This window comes from Photorhabdus kayaii, assembly GCF_025384895.1.
Taxonomy (GTDB): domain Bacteria; phylum Pseudomonadota; class Gammaproteobacteria; order Enterobacterales; family Enterobacteriaceae; genus Photorhabdus; species Photorhabdus kayaii.
Map to the genome: position 1 here is coordinate 1 of NZ_JAJAFZ010000053.1, position 17,216 is coordinate 17,216.

A 17,216-nucleotide genomic window follows, 5' to 3' on the forward strand; every position below is an offset into this window, starting at 1 on the left:
AGGGCAAATAAAATAGCCCTATTGAGATAGGCAGTAAGAATATCTACAAAGTGTCATTATCATCATCGTATGTTCGACTCGCTTCCTGGATAACAAACTCTTTAACGGATTGAACTTTGATGGGGCCGCTGGGACCATATTTGTAGACATTACCAGCCAGATCGCTAACTAAAAACATGACATACGACATTCTGTCGTGTTGCCTATTTCTTTCTGTGCGAGCAACGCCATGTATATTGGCTCGAACATTCGGGGTTAAATTTTCTGTCAGCACTTCGATCGAACTACCAAAGTTAATTATTAGGTATCCTGGAACAGGATCAATAGCTAAAAGCTCATCATTTATATAGGCAAGAAGGCCACGTTCAGTTGATCTTAAAACTGTCACCCATCCTGAATCCCGATGAAATTTAGAGCCTCGGGTGGCTTTCTCTGATCGGAAGTGGTTAAACGATAACATCTGGTTTCTTAGCCCTTCTGAAATACCATTAGTAATGAGTTCCCAGTCACGACGAGGAATGCCAATATAAGTTAACACGGAACGTAGTACACATATACCGACGTGTGCCATATGATGACCTAGTGTCGCGACCTCTGATGGCATGAGGTGCCAATGTTCCCGTTCAAGGCGGAACTGTTCCCATTGATCATGTTCTCTGTTGAAATAACCTTCGTATTCGTTGGAAAAAGTATATGATTTGAATCCCGTATAGGGTCGAAGGTCACCTTCTGTGGCGGGTTCAAAGAAGTGGTATGCAAATCGATCACCATATTCAAAATCCATATATGGTGGTGCTTTCAGAAGGAAAAAACCCTCCCGGAGGGCTCGATTAAAGCCGTCGTTGTCAGTAAAAATGAGGTTATCTCCTTCTAGATAGGAGCGAGCCATGTCTGCTGATTTATATGTTTTTGAGGCTTCGCTTTCCGATGGCATTGGTGGTAGTTTCACTGGCGCTCGCGTTGTTGATGATGTTGTCATAATGATAGTCCTTAGTTGTGGTAACAGAACTTTTGTTTATTTTTTGTATCTCGGGAATGTATATTGCCGATATTACATTTGGTGCTTATTCTTATATTGTTTTCTTATAGTGTATTAATCTTTTTTTTTCGTTTTATTAGAATTTGGATAATTATATCAACAAGTTTATTGATTAAAATCCTAAGTAACTATTCGGCAAAGTAATTAATATTGGTCACTAACTATCCTAGCTGACTTTTTGAATATTACAAGAATTTGATGGCTTATATATGAAAAATAATGAAAATATAAATAGCGATAATAGAGTCATGTTTTTTTAATCGATTGTTAATATGAAAGTTTTATAAATTACTTGATGATGTTTTATTGCTTTTATTATTTGTTATTAAATGTGATAGTTTACCAATGATATTTTTATAACTCTCATTAAGTCCTGTAATTAATATTTTATCGTGATTATATTGTATACCCGTTATCTTTCAAGTTGCCTCTTTGTTGGCTGCGCTCTCTCACCCCGGTCACATAGTTATCTATGCTCCCGGGGATTCGCTCCCTTGCCGTCGCGATGCATCTTGAAATCCATAGGGTATATATTATTTAAATGCTATTGCTTAAATAGCATGTTTAACATCATGGCGATATTGATAATTAATCCGATTTTAATGGTTTAATATTATATTTATCAATTGGTTATGTGATTTTCATCGATTCGTTTTATTTTACTTAATAGGGGAAATGGCCCTAAGAGAGGGCCGTCTATTATATTTATTTAACAACAAATAGTTGCAGGAAAAGTTTTATGCTTCATCATAATATTCATTGATATAAAGCGTTAGTTCAATTCCTGGCTTGATATCTGTTGTTTTTATACCATCGTTCCAGTTCATTAAATCCTTAATGTTGATACCATGGCGTTTAGCAATACTGGCAATTGAGTCGCCTTGGCGTACACGGTAAATAATAGCATTGTCATTATTTACCCTTAATATTTGTCCAATTTTTAACAATCTGGCGGTTCTCAGATTATTCATGCGTTGCAATTCACGGGTGGAAACATTAAACCGCTTTGCAATAGCAGATAATGTATCACCTGAACGAACTTTATATTGGCTTTGTTTACTCAGTCGGCGGTTGTTTTTAGCAACTTCTTGACGAATATTGCTCAGAACTGTTTTATTTGCCAGCGAGTTTTTAAACTGATCAACTTTTGCCTTTGGCAGCATGATGTAATGTGGACCGTTCGGCGATGTCACTCCTCGCTTATACCCAGGGTTGTAGGCTTTAATTGATGTCAGGGACATGCCCGCCAGTTCTGCGGCTTGAGACAGCGTGATTTGTTGACCGACATCAACCTGATCAAGCGCCCGCTGATTATTGGATTTTGGCAGCGTAATGCCATATTTATCACTGTTACGGATGACATCACTGAGTGCCAGAACTTTAGGTACATAGAGCGAGGTCTCCCGTGGTAGTGATAATGACCAGAAATCCGTTGGCTTGCCTTTTACTTGGTTTTCTTTTATTGCGCGCATAACACGGCCTTCGCCGCTGTTATATGCAGCAATAGTCAATAACCAGTCACCATTGAACATTTTATTCAGGCGTTGTAACAGATTCAGGGCGGCAGTTGTTGATGCGGCAACATCCCGACGTGCGTCGTACCATTTATCCTGAGTAAGACCGTAATTGCGACCCGTATCCGGGATAATCTGCCACAGACCAGCGGCCTTAGCGTGTGAGGTAGCATGCGGGTTAAAAGCACTCTCCACTATGGGTACCAGTATCAGTTCCATCGGCATATCGCGCTGCTTGATCTGCCTGACTATCCAGTACATATACGGTTCAGCCCGTAAAGTTACATCGTGGAGATAGCTCTTGTTTTTCAGGTAATAATTTCGTTGTTCACGTACCCTGTAGTTATCAGGGATCTTCATCTTCAACTCATCACGGATGTATCCCCACAGCTCACGCTGAGCGCCAGAATCATCCTCTCCCCAGTAGGCAGCACGCTGATTGGTATCATCAGTTGCTATCTTGCCTGTCTTTAGACTCGCTGAAGACGAATTCTGTGCCCGTTGTCCGGCTGTCGTCGACCAATCAGGCCCTGATTGACAGCCAACCAGCAAGACAGATGCGAACAGAATCGCTTTTGTCTTCATAATTAATTTTTATGGTCGCTTAAAAGACGACCAATAATACTTATCTTGGTTTGATATAGCAACTCTCCAAATCAAAATTGATCTTTTTGTCTTCTTAGTTGACGGAAAACGGCGGAAAGCGGTTGAGTGTTGGGTGTAATTCCAATATTTCTTTGTAAATCAATATCATCACATTTTAAGAAAATATTGATTTTTTTCTCAGTTTGTAATGTGGTTGGTGTTGTTGGTTGATTATTTTCCCTCATTCTGATTACTTTTTGCTGATATTCGCTAATAGTCTGATTGGGTAAAACAGTATAAGCAAATTTCATATTAGAAACGGTATATTCATGGGCGCAACAGATCAGTGTATCATCGGGCAGCTCAGCTATTTTTCCGATAGATGTATACATCTGCTCAGCGGTGCCTTCAAAGAGACGTCCACAGCCACCAGAGAACAAGGTATCCCCACAAAAGAGATAAGGCGCTTGATAAAAAGCAATGTGCCCCAGAGTATGGCCTGGAACATCGATGATCTGGAAAGAAAAATGACCGAAATTGATGCTATCACCGCCACATACTATCATGGTGGCACCTTTGCTCTGGGTTTCTGCTGGGCCGTATACTAGTAGCTCAGGGAATTGATCAATAATTCCAGGGACGCCACCAACATGATCGTGATGATGATGGGTAAGTAAAATTGCATCGGGTATCCAGCCGCGAGATTCCAAGGTATCAAGAACAGGTTGTGATTCTGCCGGATCAACGATTACAACATGTCTATTCTCATCACAAAGTAACCAAATGTAATTATCTGAAAGGGCCGGAATGCTGATAAGCTCCATTGTATACCTCTTATTAACAGCGGGTTATAGCTATGAAATCTGCACATACAATACAGAATATAAATCCCCCGGCTTCTTGGGCTGATTTACCTTGGGGGGAGTATTACCGTGCCGCTTTGGAGCACCAATTACAACCCTGGTGGCCGAAAATATTTGGTTTCCATCTGTTGAAAGTCGGTAATTTGAGTGCTGAAATTGACAGTCATGTCTGTCCGATTTTTAATCAGATTAATGTAGGTAAGGAAGGCAAGAATATGCAGGTGATTAGCGATCCTTACCATCTGCCGTTTGAAGAAAAGTCTGTTGATGCTTGCTTACTGAGTCATATGCTGGCTTACAGCGCTGATCCCCATCGTCTTTTACGGGAAGTTGACCGGGTGATGATTGATGATGGTTGGCTTATTATCAGTGGTTTTAATTCATTGAGTCTGCTTGGTTTGGGGAAATTAGTTCCGGGATTATGGCGTCATCAACCCTATTGCAGCCGGATGTTTTCCATGATGCGCCAACTTGATTGGTTGAGCTTGCTTAATTATGAAGTGGTGTATCGTGACAGCTTTCAAGTATTGCCCTGGCGAAATGAAACAGGTTTTTCTAATCGGCACTTGTCTGTATTAGGCTGTGTCAGTCTGATTATTGCCCGCAAGCGCACACTGCCATTAACACTAAGTCAGAGAAAAGTGACGCGATTAAAACCTAAATTGGGCAATGCCGTTGGCGTAACAAAATGTTACCGAAAGCGTAATTAATCTCTATTTTCGAGATATCCCGTGTCAGTTTCTGTTGGTGAGTTTGCTGCGGCACGGGCCAGTTCATCACAACGCTCATTTTCATCATGTCCGGCGTGGCCTTTGACCCATTGCCAATCAATGTCATGGTGGCTAATGGCTTGATCGAGACGCTGCCATAAATCGACATTGCTGACAGGAGATTTATCTGCTTTACGCCAGCCGCGTTTTTTCCAGTTATGGATCCATTGTGTAATGCCTTGACGCACATATTGGCTGTCGGTGGTTAAGACAATTTTGCAAGGGCGAGTCAGCGTTTCCAGGCCAATAATTGCTGCCATGAGCTCCATTCTGTTGTTTGTTGTATGATAAAAACCTTCACTAAGGGTTTTTTCGTGTTGTTGATAACGTAATAATACACCGTAGCCCCCTGGCCCCGGATTGCCGAGACAAGATCCATCGGTGAAAATTTCTACCTGTTTGCTCATATCTGGTAGACTCTTCTTATTCAATTCAAAACCCTAAGTCTGACACAAAAAGGCATTATGAGCACTGTAATTACACGACAAGTTGTCCTTGATACCGAAACGACTGGTATGAATAAATTAGGTGTTCACTATGAAGGACACGAAATTATTGAAATTGGGGCCGTGGAGCTTGTTAACCGTCGTTTAACGGGTCGCCATTTTCATGTCTACATTCGGCCGGATAGATTGGTCGATCCTGAAGCATTTGAAGTGCATGGGATCAGTGATGAATTTTTGCAGGATAAGCCGCTGTTTGCTGACATTGTAGATGAGTTTATTGAATTTATTCGCGGCGCTGAATTGATTATCCATAATGCTCCCTTCGATATCGGCTTTATCGATTATGAGTTTGGCAAGCTGAATCGTGATATTCCGCCAACTGCGGATTTCTGCAAGATTACTGATAGCTTACAACTTGCAAGAGGGTTATTTCCGGGGAAAAGAAATAACCTTAATGCGTTATGTGATCGTTATGATATAGACAATTCTAAACGAACCTTACATGGGGCGTTACTCGATGCTGAGATATTGTCTGATGTCTATTTGATAATGACAGGCGGGCAGACTTCTCTTGCCTTTTCAATGGAAGGGGAGGTTGCTGGTGGTGCGAATGTTTCTGAAATACAGCGTATTACCCGGTCTCAAACGGCATTAAAAGTTATTTATGCAACGGATGAAGAGCTTGCGGCACATGAATCCAGGTTGGATTTAGTGGAGAAGAAAGGCGGGAGCTGTTTATGGCGTATGAATTCTGGACAAAGTTAATATAAAATTGCAGATAAATTACCTTTTTGGGTGAAAAGTTGATCAGGCGCGTCACTTTGTTATAAAAAATATTGACGGAATGATCTTGGATTCGTAATATTCACCTCGTTCTCAACCAGAACACTGCGCGGTGCGGTAGTTCAGTCGGTTAGAATACCGGCCTGTCACGCCGGGGGTCGCGGGTTCAAGTCCCGTCCGCACCGCCAAAGATTCCGAAGCCCTGGGTAGTTGCCCGGGGCTTTTTCATTTGTACTTATACCCGTCATCCTTCAAGTTGCCTCTTTGTTGGCTGCACTCACTCACCCCGGTCACATCGTTATCTATGCTCCCGGGGATTCGCTCCCTTGCCGCCGCGATGCATCTTGAAATCCATTGGGTATATATCATTCAGTAATCTCTCGATAATAGACAATGATGAAATTGCATTGAAATAAGGCATAGAGACGCTACCAGCTTTCTATAGCGCTTGTTTCTGCAATCCTTATTAGGAATTTATTTTCTTTGCCAGGTTTATAGCGTGATGGCCAAATATCCGATGGATGTAAACCCAATTCAGTGGCAATTAATGCTTCTCCCTTCGGCCACGGGCGATGTAATGCATTACTCAATGTTGATGATGCTAATCCGGCTTTTCGGGAAACGGCTGAAAGATTTGTTCCTTGTTTTCTCAGTGCTGCAATAATATCTGCCGGATGCCAGTCTTGAATATCCATAAATAATCTCCAGATTTTAATTGTGAGAAAAACATTGATAATAGATAAATTATCAATGTCTTGCTGTTTGGTAGTAATTAGGTGCAGATTATCAATGAAGATTAATTGAATTGGCTATCGGAGATAATACTGAATAATGGTATCGATTGTTTTATAGCAAAATATGACCTATATATTGAAGGTGTTTTTTCTGGATGTAAAGAGTATTATTATTTTATTTGAAAAATATTATTAGTTTAATAACTTAAATAACTAATAATTTCCGACGAATATTTTCACTCTGTTTTTCATACAATTTATTAATGATTTTGTATTCACATAATAAATGCAGTGAAATTGCTTATTTTTTTGTAAGCCACGACCCGAAATTCTATTCCATATATCATCTGGTTGAGTCGTGGTAATAATCAAATTTCTTATATATTTATAGTTGGCTTTTATACCCTATGGATTTCAAGTTGCATCGCGACGGCAAGGGAGCGAATCCCCGGGAGCATAGATAACGATGTGACCGGGGTGAGTGAGTGCAGCCAACAAAGAGGCAGCTTGAAAGATGACGGGTATATAATATTGTCGCCTTATAATAACTTGAATATAAAGATGATTTTTATGAATAAGGGAATAAAAATCTCTCTGGTATATAAAGGTTAAAATTATTCATACGGCAGTACTCCTCAAATTGAGAATCAGAGTTAATTTTTAGTTTTTGATATGTTTTTTCTATCTGGTTTTTTACCGATTGATAAGGAATATTGAGTCTCTCACTGATTTCCCTTTTGCTGTGTTTTGCCAGAAATAGAAAAATAATTTCCCATTCTTGTTGGGAAAATTGTTCTGAGGGAGAACAAAACATAATGGAAGGCGGTAGCTTCCCATTAAAAAATTCTTTTAAAGCAAGCGCTTCTGCTTTCCGTCCATGAAAAATAATGCCAATACATTCATTATCTTCATTATAAAATGGGAATTTCTCGAAAAAATAGGAAGAAAGATGTTTTTCTTTGCCAAACCTATGTGTCTCTAATGAGCATATACTTTTTTCCAAACGCATGACAGTTCTGTCATGTCGTTGAAATTGCTCTTCAAAGATTGCTCCTGCCCAAGGTAATTCACAATCAAAACGCCCTTCGACGTTTAAATTAAGTGGGATATCTTGTAGCATAGCCATTGCTTTATTTTCATAAATAAAGCAAGTGCTTTTATCTTTAATTCCCCAAGGGTCATGGCTATTTTTTATGGTGTTTATTATTTGTGCTGATATGTTATTTGCTGTTTTCATCTGTTTTATTTACCACATTATATAAACATTTTACTTCCCGGTTTTAAAAATCTCTCAGGAACATAGAGATCAAAATCATTAAGGCGGCAGTATTCATCCAACTGTTGACCAGAGTTAATACCAATTTTCTTGTATATCCGTAACATATGCGTTTCTACCGTGCGGTAAGAGATATTCAGTATTCGACCGATTTGTTTACTGGTATATCTCTGTAGAAATAGAAAAATGACATCCCATTCCCGTTGAGTAAATAGCTCAGAAGGTGGCTGGAACATGATAGAAGCTGGCAGTTTACCATGAAAAAAGCGTGTCAGAGAAAAGGCTTCGGCTTTCCAGGCATGAAAAATAACGCCGACACATTGATTATCCCCATTATAAAAGGGAAATTTTTCAAAGGAATAGGAAGAAAGTAGTTTTTCTTTACCATATAAATGGGTTTCTAATGAACAGATTCTTTGTTCTGCTTGCATTACTGCTCTGTCATGGATCTGAAATTGTTCTGCAAAAGCGGCTCCTTCCCAAGGTAGATCATTGTCTAGACGTCCTTCTACATTAAAACCACGGGGAAGATCGCGCAACATAGCCATTGCCTTGTTTTCATAAACAAAACGGGAGTTTTGATCTTTTATACCCCAGGGTTCATGACTGGTTTCCATTAGATTAATAATTTGAGGCGATACGGTTAATTTGTTATAGATCACAACATAATTCCTATCATTATTAGAAAAATATCTGGGTTTTAGATTTGAATTAATAGAAACTTACAACTCTTGGCTGCCAATAGTGACGAATCTTTCTGGAATATATAGGTCAAACTTATTTTCTTTGCAGAAATCTTCTAATTTTATATGCAGCGGTAGATTAAATTTTTGATAAATTGACTGAATATGATTAATGGTATCTTCTGTGCTTATCATTAATTCTTCGCTGATACTCTCTTCATCCGGTGAGCGAAGGGCCAGAAAAAGAACTTCCCATTCAGTTTGGGTTAGTATGTCGTTAGGCGGTGTAAATTCCAAAGCCGCTGGAGATGATTTTTCATGATAGTAAGCAGTAGAAAAGTTTTGGACTTTGGACATGTGAAACGTGATGCCGATGCAGTTCCCATTTTCATCACAAAGTGGGTATTTATGACAGAGATAGGTTTGCTTGACTTTATTTTCCCCAAAAAGGTGAGTCTCAAGTGAAGTGACTGTTTTCATGGTTTGCATCACTTTTTGATCCTGACGACAATGTTCTTCTGTATATTCTGCAATAGGTGAAGGTAATTCGTCCGTTGCAAGCCCTGTAATATCGAAATCTTCAGGCAAATTGAGCAGTTGGTAAAAAGCAGGATTTGCGTATATAAATTTTGATTGGCGATCTTTAGCGCCCCACGGCTCATTACTTTTTTCCCACATGTAAATTAATTGCGGAGTGATATTATTTGGTTTGTTTTTGATATTTGACATGAAAGTGCCCTAGTTGTTAATTAAGTAATCATCTGTATGTCTATTTTATGTGTTCTATTTAAAATAACCTGATTGTATAATGGATTGCAATAATTAATTCGCAAAAAAATAATATTTTTTTATTTTATCTATATCTGTTAATTAAATTGCTTATTATTTTTGGTAAAAATGTTATTATATAAGAAAATATAACCATAAGTATTATTTTATTTTGAATTGTTTATTTGTTTATTTGTTTATTTGTTTATTGATATTAAAATAATATTGATTTTTGATTGGTGTTTTTTTTACGTATTCATTCTTGATAAATTAAATTATTAAGAGAACATTGCCCTATAATTGTGAACAATATAAACAATCAATTTAGTCGCTGAAAATTGCCATAAATCAAGAATGTGTCGTCTCTATTAATTGGTTATTTTATCTCTTGATTTGCAACTAATAGCTGTGTTTAATTAATTTACCCCTTTATATGCACAGTGAGTTTGTTTATTACTTTGATGATGCTGAAATTCATTGTAGAACAGTAAGGTAAATCAAAGAATTGTCGTTCAGATGAAATTAAGATAGTTTCCTGATATTTGGCTTTAAAGATTGCGGTTTGTGCGCTGTGCTGAGAAAATTATTCCCCTAAACGTTTTTATCCCACTTGGAGTAGAAAATGACCACTCGTAAAACCCTTGCTAATGCTATTCGCTTCCTGAGCATGGATGCTGTGCAGAAAGCAAAATCAGGGCACCCTGGTGCGCCTATGGGAATGGCTGATATCGCTGAAGTTTTATGGCGTGATTATTTGAATCATAACCCAACTGATCCACATTGGGTCGATCGTGATCGTTTTGTATTGTCTAACGGTCATGGTTCTATGCTGATTTATAGCCTGTTGCATCTCACCGGTTATGATGTTTCAGTTGATGATCTGAAAAATTTCCGTCAGTTACACTCTAAAACCCCAGGCCATCCTGAGTATGGCTATACTTCAGGCGTAGAAACTACGACAGGTCCTTTAGGGCAGGGGATTGCCAACGCAGTAGGTTTTGCGATTGCTGAACGCACTCTGGCCGCGCAATTTAACCGTCCTGGTCATGAGATCGTTGACCATAATACTTATGTCTTTATGGGTGATGGCTGCATGATGGAGGGCATTTCTCATGAGGTTTGCTCTCTGGCAGGAACGTTAAAGCTAGGCAAGTTGGTTGCTTTCTATGATGACAACGGCATTTCCATTGATGGTCATGTTGAAGGCTGGTTTACAGATGATACGGCAAGCCGTTTTGAGGCTTATGGTTGGCATGTGATTCGCGGTGTTGATGGTCATAATGCAGATTCAGTTAAAGCTGCTATCGAAGAAGCACGTAAAGTTACTGATAAACCTTCTCTGCTAATGTGCAGAACGATTATCGGTTTTGGTGCGCCAACCAAAGCGGGGACCCATGATTCTCATGGCGCGCCATTGGGTGATGCGGAAATTGCTGCGACTCGTGAAGCGCTAGGTTGGAATTATCCGGCATTTGAAGTTCCAGCGGAAATCTATTCTGAGTGGGATGCAAAAGAAGCTGGCAATGCGAAACAAGCCGCTTGGAATGAAAAATTCTCTGCCTATGAAAAAGCGTATCCTGAATTAGCTGCTGAATTCAAACGTCGTACCGGTGGCGAATTACCGGCAAACTGGGAAGCTGAATCAAAAGCATTTATCGAACAGTTGCAAAAAAATCCGGCCAATATTGCCAGCCGTAAAGCATCTCAGAATGCCTTGGAAGCTTTTGGTAAGGTGTTGCCTGAATTTATGGGGGGATCTGCTGATTTGGCGCCAAGTAACCTCACGATGTGGTCAGGTTCTAAGCCGTTGAACGAAGATCTGGCAGGTAACTACATCCATTATGGCGTTCGTGAATTTGGCATGTCAGCCATTATGAACGGTATCGCTCTGCATGGTGGTTTTGTGCCTTATGGTGCAACCTTCTTGATGTTCGTTGAATATGCCCGTAACGCAGTGCGTATGGCGGCATTGATGAAAATTCGCAGCATCTTTGTTTATACCCATGATTCAATTGGTTTGGGTGAAGATGGTCCGACTCACCAGCCAGTAGAACAGCTTGCCAGTTTGCGTGTGACACCAAATTTGAGCACATGGCGCCCATGTGACCAGGTTGAATCTGCGGTGGCGTGGAAATATGCTATCGATCGTAAAGCAGGCCCATCAGCACTTATTTTCTCTCGTCAGAATCTGGCACAGCAAGAACGTACTGCTGAACAGTTGGCTAATATCGAGAAAGGGGCTTACATCTTGAAAGATTGTCAGGGACAGCCAGAACTGATTTTGATCGCAACGGGTTCAGAAATTGAATTGGCGGTGGAGGCTTACAATCAATTGATTGAGGAAGGTCGTCAGGTGCGCGTAGTCTCCATGCCGTCTACTGACGCTTTTGATAAGCAAGATGCTGCATACCGAGAAGCGGTTCTGCCTGCTGCGGTTTCTGCACGTGTTGCAATCGAAGCGGGTATCGCTGATTACTGGTTTAAATATGTCGGTATGAATGGCGCTATCGTTGGTATGAATACATTTGGTGAATCAGCACCTGCTGATCAGCTGTTTAAAACGTTTGGTTTCACTGTAGAGAATGTAGTCGCTAAGGCTAAAGCTCTGCTGAAATAATGAGTAAATTCATGAATGAGCGCACCTGAGGTAAATGTTGAGCGGGTGCGCTCTTTTTCTGTACGATGCCGTTATTGAAGATGGATTTGTGACGGTTTTCCTCGGCTTATGCCACGCAAATTCCAGGGACGGCTACTTTTTGGAATACGTGAGGCGAACCGACAATCCCATCAGGATATTTGGCGAGTTTCTCCTTGAATTCAGGGTCCGTGAACGCGGCGCGGAAACGCTCCAGATTCTCCCAAATGGCGTAGTTCATGAATGTGCCACTGCCAGCGATTCCGCGATGTAATTGTGCGGAAATCAGTCCTACCTTAGACCGGAAATATTCTGCATCTTCCTTCCAGGTTTCTATTAGGGTGTCAGCCATTGAGGGATCAACATGAAATATGTTCACCAGCACGATGGAGCCATCGGTGTTCGAAAATAACTGTTCCCGCAGGGTTACGTGGGTGTCCATTTCTTCTAGCTTGACCATTTTTATCTCCTGAAAATTATGTGTTTATGTTTATACCCGTCATCTTTCAAGTTGCCTCTTTGTTGGCTGCACTCGCTCACCCCGGTCACATAGTTATCTATGCTCCCGGGGATTCACTCCTTTGCCGTCGCGATGCATCTTGAAATCCATAGGGTATATGTTGTATTGCTATCCTGCCGAGGCGAGTCGCGTGATTTACGCGGCTTTTGACGGCAACAATATGTCAACGTAGAGATGCTGTTTCCACGTTGTATTTCGTTTAACTGTTTGGTAGTTCTTTGTCGTTATTAACGAACGAATCCGTAGCGCTATGTCATGTTATGTAGTGCTATTTTATGTAGCGCTATTTGGCACTGGTGACTCTTCCAGCTTCGTCTCTAGGTTTATCAATGTGTTTAATGTCACTTTTAGCTCGTTAGGATCAGAGGATTGCACCAGTGATCCGACCCATTCAGCTTCCAGCGATATCGCCGCATCAAAAGTACGCCAACCAAGCTCGGTCAATTGATAGTGTGGTGAGCGTTCATGCCGAGGGTTAGTGATGGTTTTCACCATCCCTGAACTCAGCCCGAGATTCAATTGCTTTTGCACTCCTTGGCGTGTGATACCCATTGCGGCGGCAATCTGAGGCGCGGTAAGTGGATGTGGTGCGTGCGCAATCGCACCAAGTACTTGCCATCTTGCACTCGTGATTCCCAATGGGGCAACGAGCTGATCTCCTTTAGAGAGCAGTAAGGCGTTGAGCCGAAATACCGCCAATGTGATCTCAGTGAATACCTCAAACGCTGTAGTTTTCTCGGTTGACACGATTTACTTCCTTATTCCTTAAATACATCAAAAAACGACAACCAGTTTCCACTTATTGAGATTAGATGTCAATATTTCAACAAGTGATATTGATGATCAATGTCGCAATTGTGAGTAAATAACTGTGGGATTGTTTCTTTCTGTTTGCTTAAAGTTCGATATTTTCACTTCGTAGTCTGATCACTTTTTGCTATTACTATTCGATTATTATTGCTATCAATTTCCTTTTCCCGTAACCTCATTATTTATAGCTGAATCGTTTCATTTTGTTATATGAAGCGGTTTTTTGTGCTTGGTTTTAATAATTTTGTGATAAACAATCAGTACATGAGTGATTGAGTCAGTTATTCTAAGCGGTTGCGTGGTAATAACTATATTCAGGGAGTAACATGACAATTAAGGTAGCAATAAACGGTTTCGGCAGAATAGGGCGTAGTATTTTACGTGCTCTTTATGAGTCTGGGCGCCAAGCTGAAATTGCGGTTATTGCTGTTAATGAGCTGGCAGATGCCGAAGGAATTGCTCACTTGCTGAAATATGATTCTAGTCACGGCCGTTTTGCTTGGGATGTGCGTCTGAATAATGATGTGTTGCAGGTTGGTGATGATAATATTCGCTTGTTTCATCAACCTGATATATCGATGTTGCCTTGGCAAGAACTGGGGATTGATATTGTTCTTGATTGCAGTGGGATTTATGGCAGCAGAGCTGATGGCGAGGCACATCTTGCCAGTGGCGCCAAAAAAGTGCTGTTTGCTCATCCGGGGGGTAATGATTTAGATGCGACTGTAGTTTATGGTGTGAATCAGCACTTACTGACAGCAGAGGATTGCATTGTGTCCAATGCTTCCTGTACCACTAATTGCATTATTCCCATCATTAAATTATTGGATGATGAATTTGAGATTGAATCGGGTACAGTGACAACCATTCATGCCTCAATGAATGATCAACCGGTGATTGATGCTTATCACAAAGATTTACGGCGTACTCGGGCTGCTAGTCAGTCTATCATTCCGGTGGATACTAAGCTGGCCGCAGGGATAACCCGGATTTTTCCAAAGTTCTGTGACCGTTTTGAAGCTATCTCCGTGCGTGTACCAACGATTAACGTTACAGCTATCGATTTGAGTGTTACGGTAAAATCTTCAGTAACTGTTAAGAAAATCAACGAATTAATGCAAAAATCAGCAGCTACTTCATTTCGTGGTATAGTTGATTATACCGAATTGCCGTTAGTCTCAACGGATTTTAACCACGATCCCCACAGCGCGATTGTTGATGGCACACAAACGCGAGTCAGTGGGCAACATCTGATTAAGACATTAGTCTGGTGTGATAATGAGTGGGGATTTGCTAACCGAATGTTGGATACAACGTTAGCAATGGCTGCTATGGGTTTCAAATGATCTGTTGTTGATCGACGGTCCATAATAGATCCGCACACGGCGCAAGATTAAATAATTTAGAGAATCAATGAGAGGATTCACCATGTCTGTAATTAAGATGACCGATTTAGATCTGGCGGGTAAGCGTGTTTTGATCCGCGCTGACCTGAACGTTCCGGTAAAAGATGGCAAAGTCACCTCTGATGCGCGTATCCGTGCTTCCTTACCGACCATTGAGGCAGCATTAAAACAGGGTGCCAAAGTCATGATCACTTCTCACCTTGGCCGCCCTACTGAAGGCGAATACCATGAAGAATTCTCGCTGAAACCAGTAGTAGACTATCTAGAAGAGAAATTATCTTCCCCCGTTCGACTGGAAAAAGAGTATCTGGAAGGCGTGGATGTCGCGGATGGTGAACTGGTTGTGCTGGAGAATGTTCGCTTTAATAAAGGTGAGAAGAAAGACGACGAAACCTTGGCTAAAAAATACGCTTCCCTGTGTGATATTTATGTCATGGATGCATTTGGTACTGCTCATCGTGCACAGGCTTCGACTCACGGAGTGGCTAAATTTGCTCCTGTGGCCTGTGCCGGTCCTTTGCTGTCCGCAGAGTTGGAGGCATTAGGTAAAGCGTTAGATAATCCAGCCCGTCCAATGGTGGCTATCGTTGGGGGTTCTAAGGTTTCAACCAAGCTGACCGTTCTGGATACGCTGTCTAAAATTGCTGACCAACTGATTGTCGGTGGTGGTATCGCAAATACCTTTGTTGCCGCGGAAGGCCACAATGTCGGTCGTTCTCTCTATGAAGACGACTTGCTCCCGGAAGCGAAGAAATTGCTGATAAGCTGTGATATTCCGGTGCCAACCGATGTTCGTGTGGCAACAGAATTCTCTGAAACAGCCGAAGCAACCTTGAAATCTACCCGCGATATTAAAGATGATGAGCAGATCCTCGATCTGGGTGATGAATCTGCTCAACGGCTGGCGGATATTCTGAAAAACGCCAAAACGATTCTATGGAATGGCCCGGTTGGTGTATTTGAATTCCCTAATTTCCGTCAAGGAACTGAAATTGTCGCGCGTGCCATTGCGGATAGTGATGCTTTCTCTATCGCCGGTGGCGGCGATACGCTGGCAGCGATCGACTTGTTCGGTATTGCTGACAAAATTTCTTATATCTCTACGGGTGGTGGTGCTTTCCTTGAGTTCGTGGAAGGGAAAAAACTGCCTGCGGTTGTGATGTTGGAAGAACGTGCAAAACAGTAATTAAGTCATGACGGGTAGTGGCCGATTGGCTGGCTGCCCGCTCTAAACAGGACCCACGTAACATGTCTAAAATTTTTGATTTCGTAAAACCGGGTGTCATCACTGGTGATGATGTTCAAAAAGTGTTCGCTATAGCCAAAGAAAACAACTTTGCTTTACCGGCGGTCAACTGTGTAGGTACTGATTCAATCAATGCCGTGTTGGAAGCTGCTGCCAAAGTTCGTTCTCCCGTTATCATTCAGTTCTCTAACGGCGGTGCTGCTTTTATGGCCGGTAAAGGTTTGAAAGCTGAAGGTCAACAAACGGCTATTCTGGGTTCAATTTCTGGTGCTCACCATGTTCATCAGATGGCTGAATATTATGGTGTTCCTGTGATCCTGCATACTGACCACTGTGCGCGTAAATTGCTGCCGTGGATTGATGGCCTGTTAGATGCAGGTGAAAAGCATTACGCAGCGACGGGTAAGCCCTTATTCTCTTCTCACATGATCGATCTGTCAGAAGAATCTCTGGAAGAGAATATTGAGATTTGCGGCCAATATCTGGCTCGTATGGCAAAAATCGATATGACGCTGGAAATCGAGTTGGGTTGTACGGGTGGGGAAGAAGATGGCGTTGATAACAGCCATATGGATAGCTCTGCTCTGTACACTCAACCGGAAGATGTTGCTTATGCTTATGAGAAACTGAACGCTATCAGCCCACGTTTCACTATTGCGGCTTCTTTCGGTAACGTTCACGGTGTTTATAAGCCGGGTAACGTTAAATTGACGCCAAAAATTTTGCGTAACTCTCAAGACTATGTTTCTGAGAAATTCAATCTGCCACATAACAGCCTGGATTTTGTTTTCCACGGCGGTTCCGGTTCTACCGAGGAAGAGATCAAAGAAGCGGTCAGCTACGGCGTTGTGAAAATGAATATCGATACTGACACCCAGTGGGCGACTTGGGAAGGTATTCTCAACTATTACAAAAAGAACGAAGGCTATCTGCAAGGCCAGTTAGGCAATCCAGAAGGCGCGGATAAACCTAATAAAAAATTCTACGATCCACGGGTATGGTTGCGTGCCGGTCAGGTTTCTATGACTACCCGCTTGGAACAGGCTTTCAAAGAATTGAATGCGATTGACGTGTTGTAATGGGTGAAAGCGTTCCCTCTGAGTTTTCATTCAGAGGGAACGTTAGCCGCATTCAGTAA

Annotated in this window: 18 protein-coding genes and 1 tRNA gene; 8 read left to right on the top strand and 11 right to left on the bottom strand. The window is 41.5% G+C overall.

What is annotated here, in order from left to right:
* Positions 1-43 precede the first annotated feature (43 nt).
* From LGZ98_RS17240 to gloB, 3 genes are all read right to left on the bottom strand, one after another.
* A complete protein-coding gene (locus tag LGZ98_RS17240; RefSeq protein ID WP_113042255.1) occupies positions 44-979 on the bottom strand; it encodes a 2OG-Fe(II) oxygenase family protein in 936 nt (311 codons plus the stop codon).
* 797 nt (positions 980-1,776) lie between these two features.
* A complete protein-coding gene (gene mltD / locus LGZ98_RS17245) occupies positions 1,777-3,138 on the bottom strand; it encodes a murein transglycosylase D (RefSeq protein WP_228902100.1) in 1,362 nt (453 codons plus the stop codon).
* Positions 3,139-3,209: 71 nt separating this feature from the next.
* A complete protein-coding gene (gene gloB, locus LGZ98_RS17250; protein ID WP_113042253.1) occupies positions 3,210-3,962 on the bottom strand; it encodes a hydroxyacylglutathione hydrolase in 753 nt (250 codons plus the stop codon).
* Between the two features lie 32 nt (positions 3,963-3,994).
* Here gloB and LGZ98_RS17255 point away from each other — a divergent pair, with 32 nt between their 5' ends.
* A complete protein-coding gene (locus LGZ98_RS17255) occupies positions 3,995-4,711 on the top strand; it encodes a class I SAM-dependent methyltransferase (RefSeq protein ID WP_113042252.1) in 717 nt (238 codons plus the stop codon).
* On the opposite strand, the gene rnhA is transcribed toward LGZ98_RS17255, so the two are convergent.
* Positions 4,708-5,178 carry a ribonuclease HI gene (gene rnhA, locus LGZ98_RS17260; RefSeq protein ID WP_113042251.1) on the bottom strand — a complete coding sequence of 157 codons (471 nt, stop codon included), beginning with the start codon at positions 5,176-5,178 and terminating at the stop codon, positions 4,708-4,710. The genes LGZ98_RS17255 and rnhA overlap by 4 nt on opposite strands.
* A 57-nt stretch (positions 5,179-5,235) precedes the next feature.
* On the opposite strand from rnhA, the gene dnaQ reads away from it, so the two are divergent.
* Positions 5,236-5,982, top strand: a complete 747-nt coding sequence (gene dnaQ / locus LGZ98_RS17265) for a DNA polymerase III subunit epsilon (protein ID WP_113042250.1) — start codon at positions 5,236-5,238, stop codon at positions 5,980-5,982.
* A gap of 129 nt (positions 5,983-6,111) precedes the next feature.
* Positions 6,112-6,188 (top strand) — tRNA-Asp (locus LGZ98_RS17270).
* A 37-nt stretch (positions 6,189-6,225) separates the two neighbouring features.
* On the opposite strand, the gene LGZ98_RS17275 is transcribed toward LGZ98_RS17270, so the two are convergent.
* Positions 6,226-6,369, bottom strand: a complete 144-nt coding sequence (locus tag LGZ98_RS17275; protein WP_158536554.1) for a hypothetical protein — start codon at positions 6,367-6,369, stop codon at positions 6,226-6,228.
* Positions 6,370-6,428: 59 nt separating this feature from the next.
* Positions 6,429-6,695: a helix-turn-helix domain-containing protein gene (locus LGZ98_RS17280; protein WP_113042249.1), complete on the bottom strand. Its 267-nt coding sequence runs from the start codon at positions 6,693-6,695 to the stop codon at positions 6,429-6,431.
* A 390-nt stretch (positions 6,696-7,085) separates the two neighbouring features.
* On the opposite strand from LGZ98_RS17280, the gene LGZ98_RS17285 reads away from it, so the two are divergent.
* Entirely contained in the window at positions 7,086-7,346 is a 261-nt protein-coding gene (locus LGZ98_RS17285; protein ID WP_146748093.1) for a hypothetical protein, read from the top strand.
* Here the strand turns inward: LGZ98_RS17285 and LGZ98_RS17290 are convergent.
* The 3 genes from LGZ98_RS17290 to LGZ98_RS17300 are packed head-to-tail and all read right to left on the bottom strand — an operon-like array spanning position 7,303 to position 9,422.
* Positions 7,303-7,971 carry a helix-turn-helix transcriptional regulator gene (locus LGZ98_RS17290; protein WP_113042248.1) on the bottom strand — a complete coding sequence of 223 codons (669 nt, stop codon included), beginning with the start codon at positions 7,969-7,971 and terminating at the stop codon, positions 7,303-7,305. The genes LGZ98_RS17285 and LGZ98_RS17290 overlap by 44 nt on opposite strands.
* Before the next feature lie 17 nt (positions 7,972-7,988).
* Complete coding sequence (locus tag LGZ98_RS17295; RefSeq protein WP_390904701.1) at positions 7,989-8,672, bottom strand: helix-turn-helix transcriptional regulator; 684 nt, start codon at positions 8,670-8,672, stop codon at positions 7,989-7,991.
* A 60-nt stretch (positions 8,673-8,732) separates the two neighbouring features.
* Positions 8,733-9,422 (bottom strand): PAS domain-containing protein, encoded by a 690-nt coding sequence (locus tag LGZ98_RS17300; protein WP_262978323.1) that lies wholly within the window; start codon positions 9,420-9,422, stop codon positions 8,733-8,735.
* 661 nt (positions 9,423-10,083) lie between these two features.
* Between LGZ98_RS17300 and tkt the strand changes: the two genes are divergently transcribed.
* Entirely contained in the window at positions 10,084-12,078 is a 1,995-nt protein-coding gene (gene tkt / locus LGZ98_RS17305) for a transketolase (protein WP_228902109.1), read from the top strand.
* A 106-nt stretch (positions 12,079-12,184) separates the two neighbouring features.
* Here tkt and LGZ98_RS17310 read toward each other — a convergent pair whose 3' ends face one another.
* Positions 12,185-12,556, bottom strand: coding sequence for an antibiotic biosynthesis monooxygenase family protein (locus tag LGZ98_RS17310; RefSeq protein WP_113042244.1), 372 nt, complete (start codon positions 12,554-12,556; stop codon positions 12,185-12,187).
* A gap of 333 nt (positions 12,557-12,889) precedes the next feature.
* Positions 12,890-13,363, bottom strand: coding sequence for a MarR family winged helix-turn-helix transcriptional regulator (locus tag LGZ98_RS17315; protein WP_158536553.1), 474 nt, complete (start codon positions 13,361-13,363; stop codon positions 12,890-12,892).
* A gap of 389 nt (positions 13,364-13,752) precedes the next feature.
* On the opposite strand from LGZ98_RS17315, the gene epd reads away from it, so the two are divergent.
* The 3 genes from epd to fbaA all read left to right on the top strand — a co-directional run bounded on the left by epd (position 13,753) and on the right by fbaA (position 17,157).
* Positions 13,753-14,772, top strand: coding sequence for an erythrose-4-phosphate dehydrogenase (gene epd / locus LGZ98_RS17320; RefSeq protein ID WP_113042242.1), 1,020 nt, complete (start codon positions 13,753-13,755; stop codon positions 14,770-14,772).
* Between the two features lie 82 nt (positions 14,773-14,854).
* Positions 14,855-16,018, top strand: a complete 1,164-nt coding sequence (gene pgk / locus LGZ98_RS17325) for a phosphoglycerate kinase (protein ID WP_113042241.1) — start codon at positions 14,855-14,857, stop codon at positions 16,016-16,018.
* 62 nt (positions 16,019-16,080) lie between these two features.
* Positions 16,081-17,157, top strand: a complete 1,077-nt coding sequence (fbaA, locus tag LGZ98_RS17330; protein WP_113042311.1) for a class II fructose-bisphosphate aldolase — start codon at positions 16,081-16,083, stop codon at positions 17,155-17,157.
* The last annotated feature ends 59 nt before the right edge of the window (positions 17,158-17,216 follow it).

What these genes read in the sequence shown, in the direction of transcription:
- LGZ98_RS17240 (WP_113042255.1), bottom strand. Translation starts at nt 979, where the DNA reads ATGACAACATCATCAACAACGCGAGCGCCAGTGAAACTACCACCAATG.
- mltD (WP_228902100.1), bottom strand. Translation starts at nt 3,138, where the DNA reads ATGAAGACAAAAGCGATTCTGTTCGCATCTGTCTTGCTGGTTGGCTGT.
- gloB (WP_113042253.1), bottom strand. Translation starts at nt 3,962, where the DNA reads ATGGAGCTTATCAGCATTCCGGCCCTTTCAGATAATTACATTTGGTTA.
- LGZ98_RS17255 (WP_113042252.1), top strand. Translation starts at nt 3,995, where the DNA reads ATGAAATCTGCACATACAATACAGAATATAAATCCCCCGGCTTCTTGG.
- rnhA (WP_113042251.1), bottom strand. Translation starts at nt 5,178, where the DNA reads ATGAGCAAACAGGTAGAAATTTTCACCGATGGATCTTGTCTCGGCAAT.
- dnaQ (WP_113042250.1), top strand. Translation starts at nt 5,236, where the DNA reads ATGAGCACTGTAATTACACGACAAGTTGTCCTTGATACCGAAACGACT.
- LGZ98_RS17275 (WP_158536554.1), bottom strand. Translation starts at nt 6,369, where the DNA reads ATGATATATACCCAATGGATTTCAAGATGCATCGCGGCGGCAAGGGAG.
- LGZ98_RS17280 (WP_113042249.1), bottom strand. Translation starts at nt 6,695, where the DNA reads ATGGATATTCAAGACTGGCATCCGGCAGATATTATTGCAGCACTGAGA.
- LGZ98_RS17290 (WP_113042248.1), bottom strand. Translation starts at nt 7,971, where the DNA reads ATGAAAACAGCAAATAACATATCAGCACAAATAATAAACACCATAAAA.
- LGZ98_RS17300 (WP_262978323.1), bottom strand. Translation starts at nt 9,422, where the DNA reads ATGTCAAATATCAAAAACAAACCAAATAATATCACTCCGCAATTAATT.
- tkt (WP_228902109.1), top strand. Translation starts at nt 10,084, where the DNA reads ATGACCACTCGTAAAACCCTTGCTAATGCTATTCGCTTCCTGAGCATG.
- LGZ98_RS17310 (WP_113042244.1), bottom strand. Translation starts at nt 12,556, where the DNA reads ATGGTCAAGCTAGAAGAAATGGACACCCACGTAACCCTGCGGGAACAG.
- epd (WP_113042242.1), top strand. Translation starts at nt 13,753, where the DNA reads ATGACAATTAAGGTAGCAATAAACGGTTTCGGCAGAATAGGGCGTAGT.
- pgk (WP_113042241.1), top strand. Translation starts at nt 14,855, where the DNA reads ATGTCTGTAATTAAGATGACCGATTTAGATCTGGCGGGTAAGCGTGTT.
- fbaA (WP_113042311.1), top strand. Translation starts at nt 16,081, where the DNA reads ATGTCTAAAATTTTTGATTTCGTAAAACCGGGTGTCATCACTGGTGAT.